Consider the following 16,510-nt stretch of genomic DNA (forward strand, 5'->3'; position numbering starts at 1 on the left):
AACCGCTTTACATCTGGAAATCACTGGAAAAAAGTCATACCTTGTTGAAAAACAGACAGGAAAAACGTTGAAAATCTGCTGTTTTTATGCAAAATGCCACAATATAGGACTTTACATATACTTTACATTCCCATGGTAACGGATTTTACATTGGATGTCGTATACTAACAACTGTAGCCAAGAGCTACTAACGAAACGTAAAAAACATGAAACGAATTTTAAGGAGAATTATAGAATGAAAAAGGCTCTATTTATTTTGCTGGCAGCGACCATGAGCGTGGCTATGCTGGCAGGTTGCTCTTCCACCACCGAAAGCACCACCGCTACCGAAACCACCACCGAAGTTGCTGGCCTGTCTGGCACTGTCACCGTGGGCGGTTCCACTTCTGTGGAAAGCGTCATCCTGAGCGCAATTGAAATCTTCTGCGAAGCAAACCCCGATGTGACCATTACTTATGACCCCACTGGTTCTTCCACTGGCGTGAAGTCTGCCGCTTCTGGCGACTATGACATCGGCCTTGCAAGTCGTGACGTGAAGGAATCCGAAACCACCGATTACGGCACTGTTGGTACTGTGTTCGCCATCGACGGCATCGCCATCATCGTCAACAACGACAACAGCGTGGCTGACCTGAGCGTTGAAGACGTGGCCGCTATCGCTTCTGGCGAAATCACCAACTGGGCTGACCTGGGTGGCGACGATTCCCCCATCGTGCTCATTGGCCGTGAAGCTGGTTCTGGTACCCGTGACGGCTTCGAATCCATCGTTGGCGTGGAAGACTGCGTCTACGAACAAGAACTGTCCTCCACCGGCGGTGTCATCGGCGCTGTGCAACAAAACGTGTACGCCATCGGCTACGCTTCCGTTGCTTCTGTGTCTGACACTGTGAAGGCTCTGACCATCGAAGGTGTGGAAGCCAACGAAGCCAACATCCAAGACGGCAGCTACAAGTTCCAACGTAACTTCAACTTCGTCACCGTGGACGGCACCGCTCTGAGCGCCGCTGCACAAGGCTTCTATGACTTCGTGCTGAGCGCTGATGCAAGCGAACTGATTTCCAACGCTGGCGCTGTCCCCACCGTTTAATTGTTATCTACTGCACCTGAAAACGGGCGACCACAGGTCGCCCCTACAGGGTGCCGAGATAATTGTAGGGGCGACCTGTGGTCGCCCGCCTTATAAAAAAACCCTTAAATAACATGAAAAGCTACAAGGGGAGCCCTTGTAGCTTTTCATGGTGAAACGAGGTTATAGAAAGTGAAGATTAAAAAACTCATAGAGAAAACCATGAATACCATTTTCCTCGTCTGTGGTATGGTGTCCATTGGATGCGTTCTCTTTATCACCGCCTACATGATTTATTCTGGTCTACCTGCCATTTTTGAAATTGGTGCCAGCGATTTTTTCTTAGGTCAAGTCTGGAAATCCACCGCCTCTACGCCACTGTTTGGCATTTTGCCCTTCATCCTCACCTCTGTGTGGGGTACCTTGGGTGCCATTGTCATCGGTGTGCCTGTTGGCTTGCTCACTGCCATCTATCTCTCCAAGTTGGCAAGCAAGAAAACCGTGGTGGTCATCCGTCCTGCTGTGCAACTGCTGGCAGGGATCCCCAGCGTGGTCTATGGTCTGATTGGTATGATGGTGCTGGTGCCTGCTGTGCAAAAAGCCTTTTCTTTGCCCAGTGGTGCCACCTTATTCTCTGCCATTTTAGTGTTGGCGGTTATGATTTTGCCTAGCATCATCACCGTCAGCGAAACTGCTCTTCTGGCTGTGCCTGAAGAATACGAGCAAGCCAGTTTGGCACTGGGTGCCAACGAAATTGAAACCGTGTTCCGTGTCAGCGTGCCTGCCGCCAAAAGTGGCATTGTGGCTGGCGTGGTGCTGGGGGTTGGCCGTGCCATCGGTGAAGCCATGGCCGTCATGATGGTGGCTGGGAACGTGGCCAATATGCCCGGTATTTTCACCAGTGTTCGCTTCTTGACCACCGCTGTGGCCAGTGAAATGAGCTACGCTTCTGGTCTGCAAGAACGGGCACTGTTCAGCATCGCACTGGTGCTCTACTGCTTCATTATGATTATCAATGCCCTGCTGAACCACTTCTTGAAAAAGGAGCACAACTAACATGAATCACAACACAAAACGCAATCTCTATACCCATGGGCTCAAAGCCTTGGTGTATTTATGTACCACCCTCACCGTTGGGATTTTGGTGCTTCTCATTGGCTATATTTTCTACCGTGGCCTGCCCCATTTGACTTGGGATTTGCTGTCCACTGGCCCAATTCACAGCCAAGACCACATCGGCATCCTGCCCAATATTTTAAACACCTTGTACATCGTGTTCCTCACCGTTTTGATTGCCCTGCCCATCGGGGTAGGCGCCGCCGTCTATATGACGGAATATGCCAAGAACCGCCGCTTTATTGGTGCCGTGGAGTTTGCCACCGAAACCTTGGCTGGCATCCCCTCCATCATCTATGGTCTGGTGGGTATGTTGTTTTTCGCCCGTCAACTGGGCTTTAAAGTCAGCCTGCTGTCTGGTGCGCTCACCATGGCCATCGTCATCCTGCCAACGGTTGTCCGCACCACCCAAGAGAGCCTGAAAACCGTGCCCCTGAGCTACCGCGAAGGCGCTCTGGGCTTGGGTTCCACCAAGTGGCACATGATTCGCACCATCATCTTGCCTTCTTCCATCGATGGCATCGTCACTGGCTGTATTCTGGCTGTGGGTCGCATCGTGGGCGAATCTGCCGCACTATTATTCACCGCTGGTATGGGCACCGCCATTGCCAAGGACGTGATTTCCGCCTACCAAAGTGGCGGTGGCACCTTGTCTGTTGCGTTGTATATGTACGCCAGCGAACGTGCTGACTTCGACGTGGCCTTCGCCATTGCCGCGGTGCTACTGATTTTGGTGTTCGCCATTAACGGTGCCACTAAGCTGGCACAAGCCAAATTGAAAAAGAAGAATCAATAAAACCCATACGCACCTGCCCAACCCCATTGTAGGGGAGGGGTTCCATCCCCTCCCGTGGGGAACGGACAGGCATGGAAGCCTGTCCCTAAATGAACCAATAAAATTCTGAAAAGAGGCTGATACTATGTCTACTACCCAAGGCATTATTAGTGCCAACAACTTAAATCTGCATTATAGCGAATTTCACGCATTGAAAAATATCAACTTGGATATTCCTGAAAAGGAAATCACCGCCCTCATTGGCCCTTCTGGGTGCGGTAAATCCACCTTCTTGCGCACCATCAACCGTATGAACGACTTAGTGGAAGGGGTAAAAATCGATGGCTCGCTCCTCTACCGTGGGGAAGAAATCTATCGCCCCGACCAAGACGTGACCCTGCTGCGCAAAAACATCGGCATGGTGTTCCAAAAGGCCAATCCCTTCCCCATGTCTATCTACGACAACGTGGCCTACGGCCCCCGTACCCACGGTATCAAAAACAAGGCACAACTGGACGACATCGTGGAAGAATCTCTCCGCAGTGCCGCCATTTGGGACGAAGTGAAAGACCGCTTGAAGCGCTCTGCTCTGGGTGTGTCTGGTGGCCAACAACAACGGATTTGCATCGCCCGTGCCTTGGCTGTGAAGCCTGACATCCTGCTGATGGACGAATCCACTTCCGCACTGGATCCTATTTCAACTTCTAAGATTGAAGACCTTGCATTGGAGCTGAAAAAGGATTATACTATTATTATGGTCACCCATAATATGCAACAAGCCGCCCGTGTGGCAGATAAGACTGCGTTTTTCCTCTTGGGGGATTTGGTGGAGTTTGACGACACCGAAACCATTTTCTCAAAACCCACCGACAAACGTACCGAAGATTATATTACAGGGAGATTTGGATAATGCCTAGAACAAGATTTGAAGAACAACTGAAGCTGTTACACACCACCCTGATTCAACTGGGTGCCCTCTGCGAAGATGCCATCAATGCCGCCGCAAAGGCACTGCTCACTGGCGACCAAGCACTGGTGAAAAAGGCCATGGAAGCCGAACAAGAAATCGATCGTCTGGAAAGCGAAATTGAAGCCCTGTGCTTTAAGCTGTTGTTGCATCAACAACCTGTGGCTTCTGACTTGCGTGAGATTTCTGCGGCGCTGAAAATGATTTCCGACTTGGAACGCATTGGCGACCAAGCCGCTGACATTGCTGAGCTCACCGAGCACATCAACATCCCTCTGGACTCCACCAATTTGCACATTGCCGACATGACCAAGGCTGTCATCAAAATGGTTACCGAAAGCATTGATGCCTTTGTCCGCAAAGATATTGATTTGGCGCGCAAAGTCATGGCTGACGATGACGTGGTGGATACCCTGTTTGACCAAATCAAGGGCGAACTGGAAACCATGGTGAAGTCTGACGCGGCCTCCATTTCTGGGGCATTGGACTTGCTGATGGTGGTCAAATACCTAGAACGCATCGGCGACCACGCCACCAATGTGGCAGAATGGGTGGAATATTCCATCACAGGCGTGCATCCCGAAGGGAATTGAAGTAAAAATCGTAGGGGAGGGGCTCTGCCCCCTCCCGTCAGAATATGCAAATGCCTTGGTGGAACGGGAGGGGGATGGAACCCCTCCCCTACAAAACTATTCACTTGAAAAAAGGAGGTTTCACATATGATTTACCTATTAGAAGACGACAACAGCATTCGGGATTTTGTGCTCTATACCTTGAATAGCCAAGGCATGGAGGCCCGTGGATTTGAAGCCCCCTCTGGATTTTGGAAGGCTATGGAAGAACAAATCCCTTCTTTGGTGCTCTTAGACTGGATGCTCCCAGAAGAAGACGGCCTGAGCATTTTGAAAAAAATCCGTGGCAACAGCCGCACCCAAAAACTCCCTGTCATGCTTCTCACCGCCAAGGGCAGTGAGTATGACAAGGTGTTGGGTTTAGACAGCGGTGCCGACGATTACATGGCCAAGCCCTTTGGTATGATGGAACTGCTCTCTCGGATCCGCGCGCTTTTGCGTCGCACCCAAGACACCTCTGAGAACTTGTACATTGTGGACAGTTTGAGCGTAGATGCCACCCGCCATTTGGTCAGCGTGGATGGGGAAGAAATCACTTTGACCCAAAAAGAGTTTGAGGTGCTATGCCTGTTACTAAAAAACCGTGGGCAAGTATTAAGCCGTGAACGTTTGATTGAAAGCGTGTGGGGCTATGCCTTCACCGGGGAAACCCGTACTGTAGATGTCCATATTCGTACCCTCCGACAAAAGTTAGGCGTGGCAGGCGGCGCAATTGAAACCGTCCGAGGTTACGGCTATAAAATCGGGGAATAAGCCCATGAGTAAACGTATTTTCAGAGCCATCTGTGCCATTTGTTGTGGCACGATGGTTCTGTGGCTTATGGTGGTGGTGGGCTTTTTGCACAGCCACACCCAAGAAACCTTAAACGAACAATTGGAAGTCCAAGCCCGTTACATCGCCCATGGGGTGGAAGAAATGGGCATGGACTTTCTGGAGGATACCGACCATGTGAGTCGTGTGACATGGGTGGATGCAGATGGGATTGTGCTCTTTGATAGCCAAAGCGACGCCCAAACCATGGAAAACCATAGTGAGCGTCCAGAAATCATAGAGGCAACAGAGGCAGGGTCTGGAGACAGCATCCGTTATTCTTACACCTTAGACGAAACCACCGTGTATTACGCGGTGGCGCTAAACGATGGGTCCATTCTCCGTGTGTCCGACGGCCTATACACCGTGTGGGAGGTATTGCTAGAGGCAGTGCGCCCCATGATTGTGGTGCTGTGTTTGGTGGCTGTGCTGGCATTTTTTCTGGCACGGCGGATTGCCAATGCACTGGTGCGCCCCATCAATGCCATAGATTTGTCTAACCCCTCCATCGAAGATGCGGACGAGGAATTGACCCCACTGCTGCAAAAATTGCGGTCACAGCGTCGGCAAATTCGCCACCAGATGCAACAGCTGACCCGACGGCAAGAGGAATTTGAAGCCATCACAGAAAATATGCGTGAAGGCTTGGTGGTGCTAGATGGCATGGGCATGGTGCTCAGTAGCAACCGTGCGGCCTTGGAGCTTTTTGGCACGGAAAATAGCCGCAACCGTGATATTCATGTGCTGGAATTAAGCCGCAATAGCGCCTTGCGCCAGTGTGTGGAGCAAACCCAGCAAGGCCATAGCTGTTATTTGACCACAGAGGGTCAAGACAGCTGTTTAGAGCTGATTGCAAGCCCTGTTCAAGAGGGGAAGGTGGGCAGTGGTGCGGTGCTAATTATCCGCGATATCACGGAAAAAGAGCATCGTGACCGTCTCCGCCGTGAGTTTACCGCCAATGTGTCCCATGAACTGAAAACACCGCTGACCGCCATTTTAGGCACAGCAGAAATCATCAAAGAAGGCTTTGTCAAACCAGAGGATGTGCCCCGTTTTGCAACCAACATTCATACGGAGAGTGAACGACTCATCCGTCTTGTCAATGACATCATCAAAATTTCTCGTTTGGACGAAGGGGAAATGGGTGCCCATTGGGAAGTGGTGGATTTGTGGCAGGTGGTGGGTGATGTAACAGCACGGCTCCAAACTGCGGCTCAGCAAAAAAATGTGACCTTTATTTTAGACGGATCTTCCCAAAAAATTCACGGTCTGCCCCCTGTGGTGGACGAGGTGGTGTACAATCTGTGCGACAATGCCATCGCCTATAATAATGAGGGTGGCAAGGTAATTGTTCATCTCCATGCCGTGGCAGAGGAGATTTGCTTGCAGGTTACCGATACAGGTGTGGGCATCGCACTAGATGCACAAAAGCGTGTGTTTGAACGATTTTTCCGTCTGGATTCCAGCCGTTCTAGCCGTGGCACGGGGCTGGGATTGTCTATCGTCAAGCACGGTGCCGCCTATTTGGGGGCGGAGCTTGGCCTAGAAAGCCAAGAAGGTGTGGGTAGCACCTTCACAGTGATGTTCCCTAAATGTCCAGAGGAATTGTTATGAAAAAAGCCGTTGCAGAATGGAAGTTCTGCAACGGCTTTTTTGTTTTTTCTGCTAGCGCAGGGGTGCTTGCCAGCAGGGCTTTCTTCGCCCTCTCCCCTTGTAGGGGCGCCCATTGGGCGCCCGTGGAAATCGGTTGTAATTTGCTTCACCCTGTGGGAGTTTTCTTTTGATGAACTTTTCCCACTCCGTAGGGGCTGCTGCCGCAGGGGCTTTCTCCGCCCTTCTCCCCTTGTAGGGGCGGCTATTAGCCGCCTGTGGAAATCGGTTGTAATTCGCTTCACCCTGAGGGAGTTTTCTTTTGATAGACTTTTCCCACTCCGTGGGGGCTGCTGCCGCAGGGGCGCCACTGCCGTGGGGGCTTTCTTTTGCAGAGGGCGAATTGTCAAGTCAAGTGCAACACTTTGTTATAAAAGACTTCGAGAGGAGTTTTCCAACCAAGGCATTTGCGGGGTCTCGTGTTTAGTTTGTAGGCGACATCTTGAATAAATGCATCGGATAATGGTGCAATGTCGCTGCGCTTGGGAATGTATTCTCGAATGAGGCCGTTGCTATTTTCGTTGGTTCCACGCTCCCACGGGGCATGCGGTTTTGGGAAGTAAAACTCCATGCCTAGCGCTGCTGTCACATCGGCGTGGTCTGTAAACTCCACGCCTCGGTCTGGCGTGATGGTATGGCGCATTTCTGGTGGCAGCTTAGAGAAAATAGCAATCATATTTTCTGCCACCTCAGCAGCAATTTTTCTCTGACATTTGGCTATGAACACAATTCGTGATAATCGGTCATTCAACGTTAACAAGCAGGCACCGCCTTTTTTGCCAGCTACAGTATCTGCTTCGAAATCACCCAGTCGTTCTCGCTTGTTGGCCGCATCTGGACGTTGGTCTAAATGGTTTGAAATCACCACTTTTCCTCTTGGTTTTTGCCCTCTCGGCTTTCCTTTGTGTCGAAGATGCCGTTTTGCGCCCTTATTTCCTTTCGATCTCTTCTCTTGTAATGTGTCATATTTCCCAGCATAAATAGCCCTGTAAATTGTGGTATAGCTGATTTGAATTGGTGAATTTTCAAAGAATAAACGGTTTTGAATTTCTTCTGGTGACCACTGTTTCTCAATGAATAACTCTTTGATTTTCTTATATACAATTGGGTTGTCTAGCTTCGCGTGGCGGCGACATTTTTTTCGTCGTACATGATATTTTTGCTCAGCTTTTACCGCCGAATACTCTTTTGTATTTTGATTTCTATTTCGTTTTACTTCTCGAGAAATTGTAGATACATTTCGCCCCATCGCTTGGGCTATAAAGCGCAAACTTTTCTTTTCATACAAAAATAATAATAGATTTTCTCTTTCTTCTATGTTAAGATGTTGATAATGATTCATTGAGAGAATCTCCTTTCATGTTGTCCGCTAACACCATGATACATGATTTTTCTCAATGAGTCATTTATTTTTTTACTGTTGCACTTACAGTGTATATTCGCCCTTTGCAAAGTAACGCCCGCGCGGCAAGCGCCCCCCCACAGGAGTGGGAAAAGTTTATCAAAAGAGAATTCCCACAGGGTGAAGCAAATTGCAATTGTTTTCCACAGGCGGCTACTAGCCACCCTACAAGGGGAGCGGGCGAAGAACGCCTGCTGGCAAGCATCCCCCAGATTATGTCGCCCCCACAGCGTATAGAAACACAAGGTTTTCAACAAAAACACCCCCCACACTTGACGAATATATAAATCTATGGTAAAATAAATTACAAACAATACTAAACAAAGGGGGATATACAGTTTATGAAACGTATTGAAACTATGGTCACTCGTGATTTGAAGGAAAGCTGCGCTAAGGGCGGCTGTGGCGAATGCCAAACTTCTTGCCAATCTGCTTGCAAAACTTCTTGCGGTGTTGCTAACCAACCATGTGAGAACGACAAGGTTTAATCTGGTACAGTAAATCATAAAATCCGCCTGTTTCCTTTACGGATGCAAGCGGATTTTTTTATGGGAGTAAGTCTAAAATGATACATCAATACAAATTAAATGGCTACAACATCGTCATCGACGTGGCCAGCGGCTCTGTCCATGTGGTGGACGAGGTGGCCTACGACATGATTGCCATGTTCCAAAACCATTCTCTATCTGACATCACCGCCGCCATGATGGAAAAATATGGTCACATGGACGATGTGAACGAGTCTGAAATCGGACTATGCTATGGCGACATCCAAAGCTTGGTAGACGCTGAAAAGCTGTTCTCTGATGAGGCGTATGCCCACGTAGCAGTGGATTTTAAAAGCAAAAACCAAGTGGTGAAGGCTCTATGTCTTCACGTGGCTCACACCTGCAACTTGGCCTGTAGCTACTGCTTTGCAAGCCAAGGCAAATACCACGGCAAAGATGCCCTCATGAGCCTTGAGGTGGGGAAAAAAGCACTGGATTTCCTCATCGCCAACTCTGGCACACGGCGCAACCTAGAAGTGGACTTCTTTGGTGGCGAACCTTTGATGAACTGGGACATGGTCAAAGACGTGGTGCGTTACGGTCGTGAGCTAGAGAAACTACACAACAAGCATTTCCGCTTCACCTTGACCACAAACGGTGTCCTCATCGACGATGAAGTCATCGCCTTTGCCAATGCCGAAATGGACAATGTGGTGCTCAGCCTTGACGGACGCAAAGAAGTCCACGACCATTTCCGTGTGGACTATGCTGGCAACGGCAGTTACGAAAAAATTCTGCCCAAGTTCAAAAAGCTGGTGGACAGCCGTGGGAACAAAGGCTATTATATGCGCGGTACCTTCACCCACAACAACCCTGATTTCACCCAAGACCTGTTCCACATGACCGATTTGGGCTTCACCGAGCTGTCTATGGAGCCTGTGGTCTGCGCCGAAGGCGACCCTTATGCTCTGACCAAAGACGACCAAGAAATTGTTATGAAGCAATACGAGTTGTTGGCGATGGAAATGCTCAAGCGAAAAAAAGAAGGCCGTCCCTTCTCTTTCTACCACTATATGCTGGATTTGAGCCATGGCCCTTGCATTTACAAACGGGTCAGCGGTTGCGGTTCTGGTAGTGAATATTTCGCTGTCACCCCCACAGGTGACCTCTACCCCTGCCACCAATTTGTTGGGCACCCAGAGTATTTGATGGGCAACGTGGACGAAGGGGTAAAAGCCTTTGACAAACAAGCTGAATTTAAAAGCTGCAACGTGTATTCTCGCAAAGAATGTGGCGATTGCTGGGCTCGACTCTACTGCTCTGGCGGTTGCGCCGCCAACTCTTACCATGCAACAGGCACCATCAACGGCATTTACGAAGCAGGCTGTGATTTGTTCCGCAAGCGGATTGAATGTGCCTTGATGATGCAGGTGGCAGAGCAACAAGGGTAAATTTATTAGATTTCCTATTGCTTTAAATGGATAACCATGGTAAACTAACTATATTATCTGCATAAGAGGTGCTCTGTGAACAAACCACTCGTTGTTGTCATTGACGGCATGGGGGGCGGCATTGGCAAAAGCATTGTTGAAGGCCTCCATGACCAACCCATCCGACTGGTGGCACTGGGGACGAACCCCACCGCCACGGCTCATATGGTCTGCGCTGGTGCCCACGAAGGGTACACTGGTGAAGAAACCATCGTGTCTTATGTCACCCAAGCGGACATCATCATCGGTGCCATGGGGATTCTCATTCCCAACGGCTTATTGGGTGAATTTTCAACGTCACTGGTCACGTCCATCTGCCAAAGTCCTGCCATCAAAATTCTGGTACCCATGAACAAATGTGGCATCAAGGTTGCTTTTGAGAAAAAAGCCTTAAGCTATCACATTGACCATGCCATTTTGTTGGCAAAAGAGGAAATTGCAAATTTTAATACCATTTAAACCACGAAGGTTTATAAAATACAGGTGAGCACCTGTGTTTTATAAACCTTCTTTTTTGGAGGAATCTATGAAACGTCTCGCCCTGTTACTTGTTTGCGCTTTGCTACTCACCGCCTGTTCGTCTGCTTCATCCACAACCACCACCGACCGTGACCCGTCACAGTTGGTGATTGCCCTCACCAGCGAACCTGAGGTGGGTTTTGACCCCTGTGTAGGCTGGGGACGGTATGGTAGCCCCTTGATTCAGAGCACCTTGGTGACGTTGGATGCCAACATGGATGTGGTCTATGACCTTGCCACAGACTATGCCATCAGCGACGATGGCCTCACTTGGACGTTCACCATCCGTGACGATGCCTTACTCAGCACAGGGGAACCCCTCACCGCACAAGACGTGGCGTTCACCTATGAAACCGCCAAAACCAGTGGTTCCGTGGTGGATTTGACGGTGCTAGAACAGGTGAATGTGCTCAGCGACACCCAACTGGAGTTTATCCTCTCCACCCCTCAGATTACGTTTATTTATACCGTGGCACAAACTGGCATTGTGCCTGAGGCTTATTACGACGACGACTATTACAAAAACCCCATCGGCTCTGGCGCCTTCACCCTGTTGCAGTGGGACCAAGGCCAGCAGGCCATTTTGGGCGTGAACCCCTATTACTATGGCGACACCCCTAACTTTGAACAGGTGACCATCCTCTTTATGACCGAGGAAACCGCCTTCTTAGCCGCCCAAAAGGGGCTAGTAGACGTGGCCATCACCAACGCCAACTACGCCGACCAAACCATTGATGGCATGAGCCTTTTGTCCCTAGACTCCATCGACAACCGCGGATTGACCTTGCCTGTTCTGCCCGATGAAGGCACCACCACCCCTGAAGGCTACCCCATCGGTAACAACGTCACCAGTGACGTTGCCATCCGCCAAGCCTTATCCTATGGCATTGACCGCGAGCAGTTGATTGTGGACTGTTTAAACGGCTACGGTGCCCCTGCCTACTCCGAATGCGATGGGATGCCATGGGGCAACGACATGGCCGTGGTGGACTATGATTTCGACTATGCCTGTCAATTGCTAGATGACGCTGGTTGGGTGACCAATCCCACCACGGGTCTCCGTGAAAAAGACGGCACTGTGGCAGAGTTTACTCTGCTCTACACCCTAGATGATGCGGTGCGCCAAGCCTTGTGCTATGCAGTTTCTCTGGAAGCTGAAAAGTTGGGCATTGCCATCACCGTAGAAGGCACCAGTTGGGATGACATCGACACACGGATGTTCTCTTGTGCCGTGCTCATGGGTTGGGGTGCTCAAAATCCCTTGGAAACCTATTATCTCTACCACAGCGATAACATGGGCGTGGACTATTATAACCCTGAAAATTACAGCAGCGCCACCACCGACGCTCACTTAACCGCCGCCATGAGTGCCACGGACTATGAATCCTCTATGGACGCCTTCCAAGCTGTCCAATGGGACGGCACCACGGGGGTATCCACCCTTGGGGAAACCCCATGGGTGTGGTTGGTGAACGTGGATCACCTGTTTTTCGTCCGTGATGGACTATCCTTAGGGAACCAAAAAATTCACCCACATGGTCACGCATGGCCTGTGGTGGGAAATCTTGCAGATTGGGAATGGGTATCAGATTGATGGCAAATTACATTGCACGCAAAACCTTGCGCCTCGTGGCACTGCTGGTCTTTGTCAGCCTTGTCACCTTCACCTTGATTGAACTGTCGCCTATCGACCCCATCAACGCCTATTTAAATGCCGCCGACACAGTTTCTGCCGCCCAAAAAGCGGAGATTGCCGCCTATTTTGGCCTTGACCAAAGCCCTGTGGAGCGATATATCCAGTGGATTGGCAACCTCCTCCAAGGGGATTTGGGCACCTCCCTGACTTACCGTGTACCTGTGATGGAGGTCATCGCCTCAAAATTTGCCAACTCACTGGCGCTGATGCTCTCTGCCTTTGTTCTCTCTGGGGTCATGGGTTTGGGGCTGGGCATTGCTATGGGACAACATAAAACTGCAGACAAAGTGCTTCGCCCCATCTGCTTAACCCTGTCTTCTACCCCTACTTTCTTCATCGGTATGATTTTTTTAATCGTTTTTGCGGTAAAGCTAGACTGGTTTCCCATCGGTTTTAGCGTGCCCATGGGCACCTTGACCGAAAACGTCAGCCTTGGGGAAACGGTGTACCATTTGGTGTTGCCAGTGGTGGCTCTCAGCTTTGCTTCTTTTTCCCATCTGGCGCTTCACACGCGGGAAAAAGTGGTGGAAATCTTAGACTCTGACTACGTGCTTTTGGCACAAACCCGTGGCTTCACCAGAAGCCAAATCCTCCGCCGCCATGTGCTGCGTAACGTGATCTTACCGTTTATCACCTTGCAATTTGCGTCACTGAGTGAGATTTTCGGGGGCAGTATTCTGGCAGAAACCGTTTTTTCCTACCCCGGTTTGGGCAGCGTCATGGTGGACGCTGGCCTCAGCGGTGACGTGCCACTGCTACTGGGTGTCACCTTGTTTAGCTGTGCGTTCGTCTTTGTGGGGAATTTCACTGCCAACATTCTCTATGGTCTCATTGACCCCAAAATCAGATTGGGGGCGAAACAATGAAACCTATGAAAACATCATATTTCCCTATCATTGCCCTCTCTGCTGTGATTGTGGTGATTATCATGGCAGGACTTCTGCTCAGCGATGCCGCCTTAGTGGTGGATTTCGCCAGCAAAAAACAAGCCCCTTCCCTCTCCCACCCTTTCGGCACCGACGCCTATGGACGGGATGTGTTATTGCGCACCTTAAGCGGTCTATCTAAAAGTTTACTGTTGGGCATTGCCGCCTCAGTGGTCAGTGGCATTTTGGCGCTGGTCATGGGCATCATCGCTGGCACCGCCCCCAAATGGGTGGACAATGCCATCAATTTTATCATCGATGCCATTATGTCCATCCCCCATCTGGTGCTGTTGATTTTAATCTCCTTTTGCCTTGGCAAGGGGCTGTTCGGCGTGGTCATGGGCATCATTTGCACCCACTGGACAAGCCTTGCCCGTGTCATTCGGGGGGAAGTGCTCCAATTAAAAGAACAGCAATACATTAAAATCGCCCAAAAACTTGGGCAAAGTCCGTGGACAATTGCCAAAACCCATCTCTTGCCTCATATTTTCCCACAATTCATTGTGGGGATTGTGCTATTGTTCCCCCATGCCATTTTGCATGAGTCTGCCATCACCTTTTTGGGCTTTGGATTGCCACCTGAATCCCCCACCATTGGCATCATGCTCGCAGAGAGTATGGACTACGTGCTCAGCAAACTGTGGTGGTTATTTTTGCCAGGTGTGTGCTTGGTGGCTGTCGTGATTGTATTTGACCGACTGGGCAAGCAGTTAAAAGCACGCTTCGACTACGACAATATGAGGGGGTAACATGAAACCGATTTTACAAATTGAACACATGAACATCTCCTTCACCGTCAAAGGTGCCACCTCCCATGTGGTGCGTGACCTGTCCATCGACCTGTGTGAAGGGGAAATCCTTGCCATTGTGGGCGCCAGCGGTAGCGGCAAAACCGTGTTCTCCCATGCCCTGATGGGCATCCTGCCCAGCACCGCCACCCAAACGGGCACCATCACCTACCAAGGGGTGCCATTGAACCAAAAAACCTGCGTGGAACACTTTACGCTGATTCCCCAGACCAGCTCTTACCTTGACCCATTAATGAAAATTGACCAGCAAATTTCCCTAAAATCCAATACGCTCAGTAATAAAAGCGACAATTTATACCCCTTTCAATGTTCTGGTGGCATGATTCGCAACGCACTGTTCAGTCTGGCCTACGAAAAAGAGGCCACCGTCATCATTGCGGATGAACCCACACCGGGGTTGGATTTGGACACCGCCATGGAGACGTTGACCCAGCTCAAAGCCTTGGCTCAAGAGGGGAAGTCAGTGATTCTCATCACCCATGACATTGACTTGGCGCTCCACATCGCTAACCGTGTGGCGGTGTTTTACGACGGCACCGTGCTGGAGGTTGCCAAGGCAGAAGACTTTACATCTGGCACCCTGCAACACCCCTACACCCGTGCCCTATTTGACGCTCTGCCTCAAAATGGCTTCACTGGCTACCATTTCCCACGCCACGTGGACAATCCTGCCACCTTCTGCCCTAATCACCAGACAGCGCCCCTCCCTGTCGTGTGCGCAGACCATCGTGAACAGCGTAATGATCCCACATTGTCCTGCCAAGGACTGGGTTTTCGATATCCTTGCAAGCGTGTGCTCTTTGAACGCGTCAATTTTGCCATCAGGCAAGGACAACACATTTGCCTATTTGCCAGAAGTGGCTTTGGCAAAAGCACCTTGGCCAAGGTGCTCTCTGGCTATGAAACCCCCTTTGCTGGGCAAGTATTGCTAGATGGCAAGGCGGTCAATCACAAGGACTTCTCCCCTGTGCAACTGATTTATCAGCACCCAGAACGAAGCGTGAACCCCAAGTGGACAATGGCGCAAATTCTGGCCGAAGGCGGGGCGTACGATGCCGATTTACTCCATCGATTCGGCATTGATGATAGCTTTTTAAACCGCTTCCCCCACGAATTATCGGGAGGCGAGCTACAGCGGATTTGCATCGTCCGTGCCATGAAAGCAGGCACACGGTTTTTAATCTGCGACGAAATCACCACCATGCTAGATGCCATCACCCAAGCCAACATCTGGCACAGCATGGTACAAGAGGCTGGCAAACGCAACATCGCCTTGCTGGTCATCACCCACAACCAAGCCCTTGCCCATCGCATCTGCGAGCAAGTGGTTGACTTTGAACAACTCTGTCAGGAGACTTAAATGGACGCTTTACGACGAACACTCCACACCATGGTGGCGGAGGGTGCTTGCATCGCCTTTTCTGGGGGTGTAGACAGCAGTATTTTACTACAAATTTCCTGCCAAGAAGGAAAAAAACTGGGCAAACCCGTCTATGCTGTCACCTTTGAAACCAAATTACACCCCTGTGCTGACTTAGCCATCGCCCAATCTGTGGCGCAGGAAACAGGGGCCATTCACCACGTGATTGCGGTCAACGAGCTGGACAATCCAGCCATGTTGCAAAACCCCATTGACCGCTGTTACCAGTGCAAAAAATATCTCTTTGCCACCTTGGTGGACTTTGCCAAGCAACACCACCTACCCCACATCATCGATGGCACCAACGCCGATGATTTGACCGTCTACCGCCCCGGCATCAAGGCACTGCGTGAGCTGGGCATCGTGAGCCCACTGGCTGAGCTGGGGATTTCTAAGGCGCAAGTGCGCGACCTTGCCTCCGCCATGGGGCTGTCAGTTTCCAACCGCCCCAGCGCCCCTTGCTTGGCAACCCGTTTGCCTTACAACACCCCCATCGACTTTGACACCCTTCACCAAATCGACCTAGGGGAAACCTATCTCAAAGACATGGGCTTTGCCGTGTGCCGCATTCGTCTCCACGGCGACATTGCTCGGATTGAAATTCCTAAGGCAGATTTTCCCCAATTCCTTGCCAAACAAGAGCCCATTGTGCTACACTTAAAGCACTTAGGCTTCCCATACGTCACCTTAGATTTAGAAGGCTTTCGCAGTGGCAGTATGGACATTCATTTAACGAGGTGACC

16 protein-coding genes are annotated in these 16,510 nt (G+C 50.4%); 15 read left to right on the forward strand and 1 reads right to left on the reverse strand.

Translation table 11 applies throughout. From position 1 onward, the window contains the following. Window positions 1–235: 235 nt before the first annotated feature. The 7 genes from RFF05_RS06070 (at window position 236) to RFF05_RS06100 (ending at window position 6,981) form a co-directional block, all read left to right on the forward strand. Window positions 236–1,087, forward strand: coding sequence for a phosphate ABC transporter substrate-binding protein (locus RFF05_RS06070; protein WP_409969476.1), 852 nt, complete (start codon window positions 236–238; stop codon window positions 1,085–1,087). A gap of 171 nt (window positions 1,088–1,258) precedes the next feature. Further along, a complete protein-coding gene (gene pstC / locus RFF05_RS06075) occupies window positions 1,259–2,122 on the forward strand; it encodes a phosphate ABC transporter permease subunit PstC (RefSeq protein WP_409969477.1) in 864 nt (287 codons plus the stop codon). 1 nt (window position 2,123) lies between these two features. Then, window positions 2,124–2,978 carry a phosphate ABC transporter permease PstA gene (gene pstA / locus RFF05_RS06080; RefSeq protein WP_409969478.1) on the forward strand — a complete coding sequence of 285 codons (855 nt, stop codon included), beginning with the start codon at window positions 2,124–2,126 and terminating at the stop codon, window positions 2,976–2,978. Window positions 2,979–3,102: 124 nt separating this feature from the next. Further along, entirely contained in the window at window positions 3,103–3,867 is a 765-nt protein-coding gene (gene pstB, locus RFF05_RS06085; protein ID WP_409969479.1) for a phosphate ABC transporter ATP-binding protein PstB, read from the forward strand. After that, a complete protein-coding gene (phoU, locus tag RFF05_RS06090; RefSeq protein ID WP_409969480.1) occupies window positions 3,867–4,517 on the forward strand; it encodes a phosphate signaling complex protein PhoU in 651 nt (216 codons plus the stop codon). The genes pstB and phoU overlap by 1 nt, the downstream gene beginning before the upstream one ends. Before the next feature lie 126 nt (window positions 4,518–4,643). Beyond that, window positions 4,644–5,309 carry a response regulator transcription factor gene (locus RFF05_RS06095; RefSeq protein WP_409969481.1) on the forward strand — a complete coding sequence of 222 codons (666 nt, stop codon included), beginning with the start codon at window positions 4,644–4,646 and terminating at the stop codon, window positions 5,307–5,309. 4 nt (window positions 5,310–5,313) lie between these two features. Then, complete coding sequence (locus tag RFF05_RS06100) at window positions 5,314–6,981, forward strand: ATP-binding protein (RefSeq protein WP_409969482.1); 1,668 nt, start codon at window positions 5,314–5,316, stop codon at window positions 6,979–6,981. Window positions 6,982–7,363: 382 nt separating this feature from the next. Here the strand turns inward: RFF05_RS06100 and RFF05_RS06105 are convergent, their stop codons facing one another. Further along, the gene (locus tag RFF05_RS06105) at window positions 7,364–8,359 is read right to left on the reverse strand and encodes an IS30 family transposase (RefSeq protein WP_409967264.1); all 996 of its coding nucleotides are present in this window, start codon (window positions 8,357–8,359) and stop codon (window positions 7,364–7,366) included. A 401-nt stretch (window positions 8,360–8,760) separates the two neighbouring features. Here RFF05_RS06105 and scfA point away from each other — a divergent pair, with 401 nt between their 5' ends. The 8 genes from scfA (at window position 8,761) to larE (ending at window position 16,508) form a co-directional block, all read left to right on the forward strand. Continuing rightward, window positions 8,761–8,907, forward strand: a complete 147-nt coding sequence (scfA, locus tag RFF05_RS06110; RefSeq protein ID WP_409969483.1) for a six-cysteine ranthipeptide SCIFF — start codon at window positions 8,761–8,763, stop codon at window positions 8,905–8,907. Between the two features lie 77 nt (window positions 8,908–8,984). Next, the gene (scfB, locus tag RFF05_RS06115; RefSeq protein ID WP_409969484.1) at window positions 8,985–10,358 is read left to right on the forward strand and encodes a thioether cross-link-forming SCIFF peptide maturase; all 1,374 of its coding nucleotides are present in this window, start codon (window positions 8,985–8,987) and stop codon (window positions 10,356–10,358) included. Between the two features lie 75 nt (window positions 10,359–10,433). Then, window positions 10,434–10,856, forward strand: a complete 423-nt coding sequence (locus RFF05_RS06120) for a DUF3842 family protein (protein WP_409969485.1) — start codon at window positions 10,434–10,436, stop codon at window positions 10,854–10,856. Window positions 10,857–10,923: 67 nt separating this feature from the next. Then, window positions 10,924–12,510: an ABC transporter substrate-binding protein gene (locus tag RFF05_RS06125; RefSeq protein WP_409969486.1), complete on the forward strand. Its 1,587-nt coding sequence runs from the start codon at window positions 10,924–10,926 to the stop codon at window positions 12,508–12,510. Next, on the forward strand, window positions 12,510–13,478 hold the full coding sequence (locus RFF05_RS06130) for an ABC transporter permease (protein ID WP_409969487.1): 969 nt from the start codon (window positions 12,510–12,512) through the stop codon (window positions 13,476–13,478). The genes RFF05_RS06125 and RFF05_RS06130 overlap by 1 nt, the downstream gene beginning before the upstream one ends. Then, on the forward strand, window positions 13,475–14,287 hold the full coding sequence (locus RFF05_RS06135; RefSeq protein WP_409969488.1) for an ABC transporter permease: 813 nt from the start codon (window positions 13,475–13,477) through the stop codon (window positions 14,285–14,287). Before RFF05_RS06130 ends, RFF05_RS06135 begins: the two co-directional genes overlap by 4 nt. Before the next feature lies 1 nt (window position 14,288). Beyond that, window positions 14,289–15,707 carry an ABC transporter ATP-binding protein gene (locus RFF05_RS06140; RefSeq protein WP_409969489.1) on the forward strand — a complete coding sequence of 473 codons (1,419 nt, stop codon included), beginning with the start codon at window positions 14,289–14,291 and terminating at the stop codon, window positions 15,705–15,707. Then, window positions 15,708–16,508: an ATP-dependent sacrificial sulfur transferase LarE gene (gene larE, locus RFF05_RS06145; protein WP_409969490.1), complete on the forward strand. Its 801-nt coding sequence runs from the start codon at window positions 15,708–15,710 to the stop codon at window positions 16,506–16,508. Window positions 16,509–16,510 lie beyond the last annotated feature (2 nt).

Origin of the sequence: Bengtsoniella intestinalis (assembly GCF_039719005.1) — a bacterium.
GTDB lineage: Bacteria > Bacillota > Clostridia > Oscillospirales > Oscillospiraceae > Oscillibacter > Oscillibacter intestinalis.

Excerpts from the sequence above, each read along its gene's own strand:
- RFF05_RS06130 (WP_409969487.1), top strand. The coding sequence starts at position 12,510 with ATGGCAAATTACATTGCACGCAAAACCTTGCGCCTCGTGGCACTGCTG.
- RFF05_RS06070 (WP_409969476.1), top strand. The coding sequence starts at position 236 with ATGAAAAAGGCTCTATTTATTTTGCTGGCAGCGACCATGAGCGTGGCT.
- scfB (WP_409969484.1), top strand. The coding sequence starts at position 8,985 with ATGATACATCAATACAAATTAAATGGCTACAACATCGTCATCGACGTG.
- RFF05_RS06125 (WP_409969486.1), top strand. The coding sequence starts at position 10,924 with ATGAAACGTCTCGCCCTGTTACTTGTTTGCGCTTTGCTACTCACCGCC.
- RFF05_RS06105 (WP_409967264.1), bottom strand. The coding sequence starts at position 8,359 with ATGAATCATTATCAACATCTTAACATAGAAGAAAGAGAAAATCTATTA.
- RFF05_RS06095 (WP_409969481.1), top strand. The coding sequence starts at position 4,644 with ATGATTTACCTATTAGAAGACGACAACAGCATTCGGGATTTTGTGCTC.
- scfA (WP_409969483.1), top strand. The coding sequence starts at position 8,761 with ATGAAACGTATTGAAACTATGGTCACTCGTGATTTGAAGGAAAGCTGC.
- pstA (WP_409969478.1), top strand. The coding sequence starts at position 2,124 with ATGAATCACAACACAAAACGCAATCTCTATACCCATGGGCTCAAAGCC.
- phoU (WP_409969480.1), top strand. The coding sequence starts at position 3,867 with ATGCCTAGAACAAGATTTGAAGAACAACTGAAGCTGTTACACACCACC.
- RFF05_RS06140 (WP_409969489.1), top strand. The coding sequence starts at position 14,289 with ATGAAACCGATTTTACAAATTGAACACATGAACATCTCCTTCACCGTC.
- RFF05_RS06135 (WP_409969488.1), top strand. The coding sequence starts at position 13,475 with ATGAAACCTATGAAAACATCATATTTCCCTATCATTGCCCTCTCTGCT.
- RFF05_RS06100 (WP_409969482.1), top strand. The coding sequence starts at position 5,314 with ATGAGTAAACGTATTTTCAGAGCCATCTGTGCCATTTGTTGTGGCACG.
- larE (WP_409969490.1), top strand. The coding sequence starts at position 15,708 with ATGGACGCTTTACGACGAACACTCCACACCATGGTGGCGGAGGGTGCT.
- pstB (WP_409969479.1), top strand. The coding sequence starts at position 3,103 with ATGTCTACTACCCAAGGCATTATTAGTGCCAACAACTTAAATCTGCAT.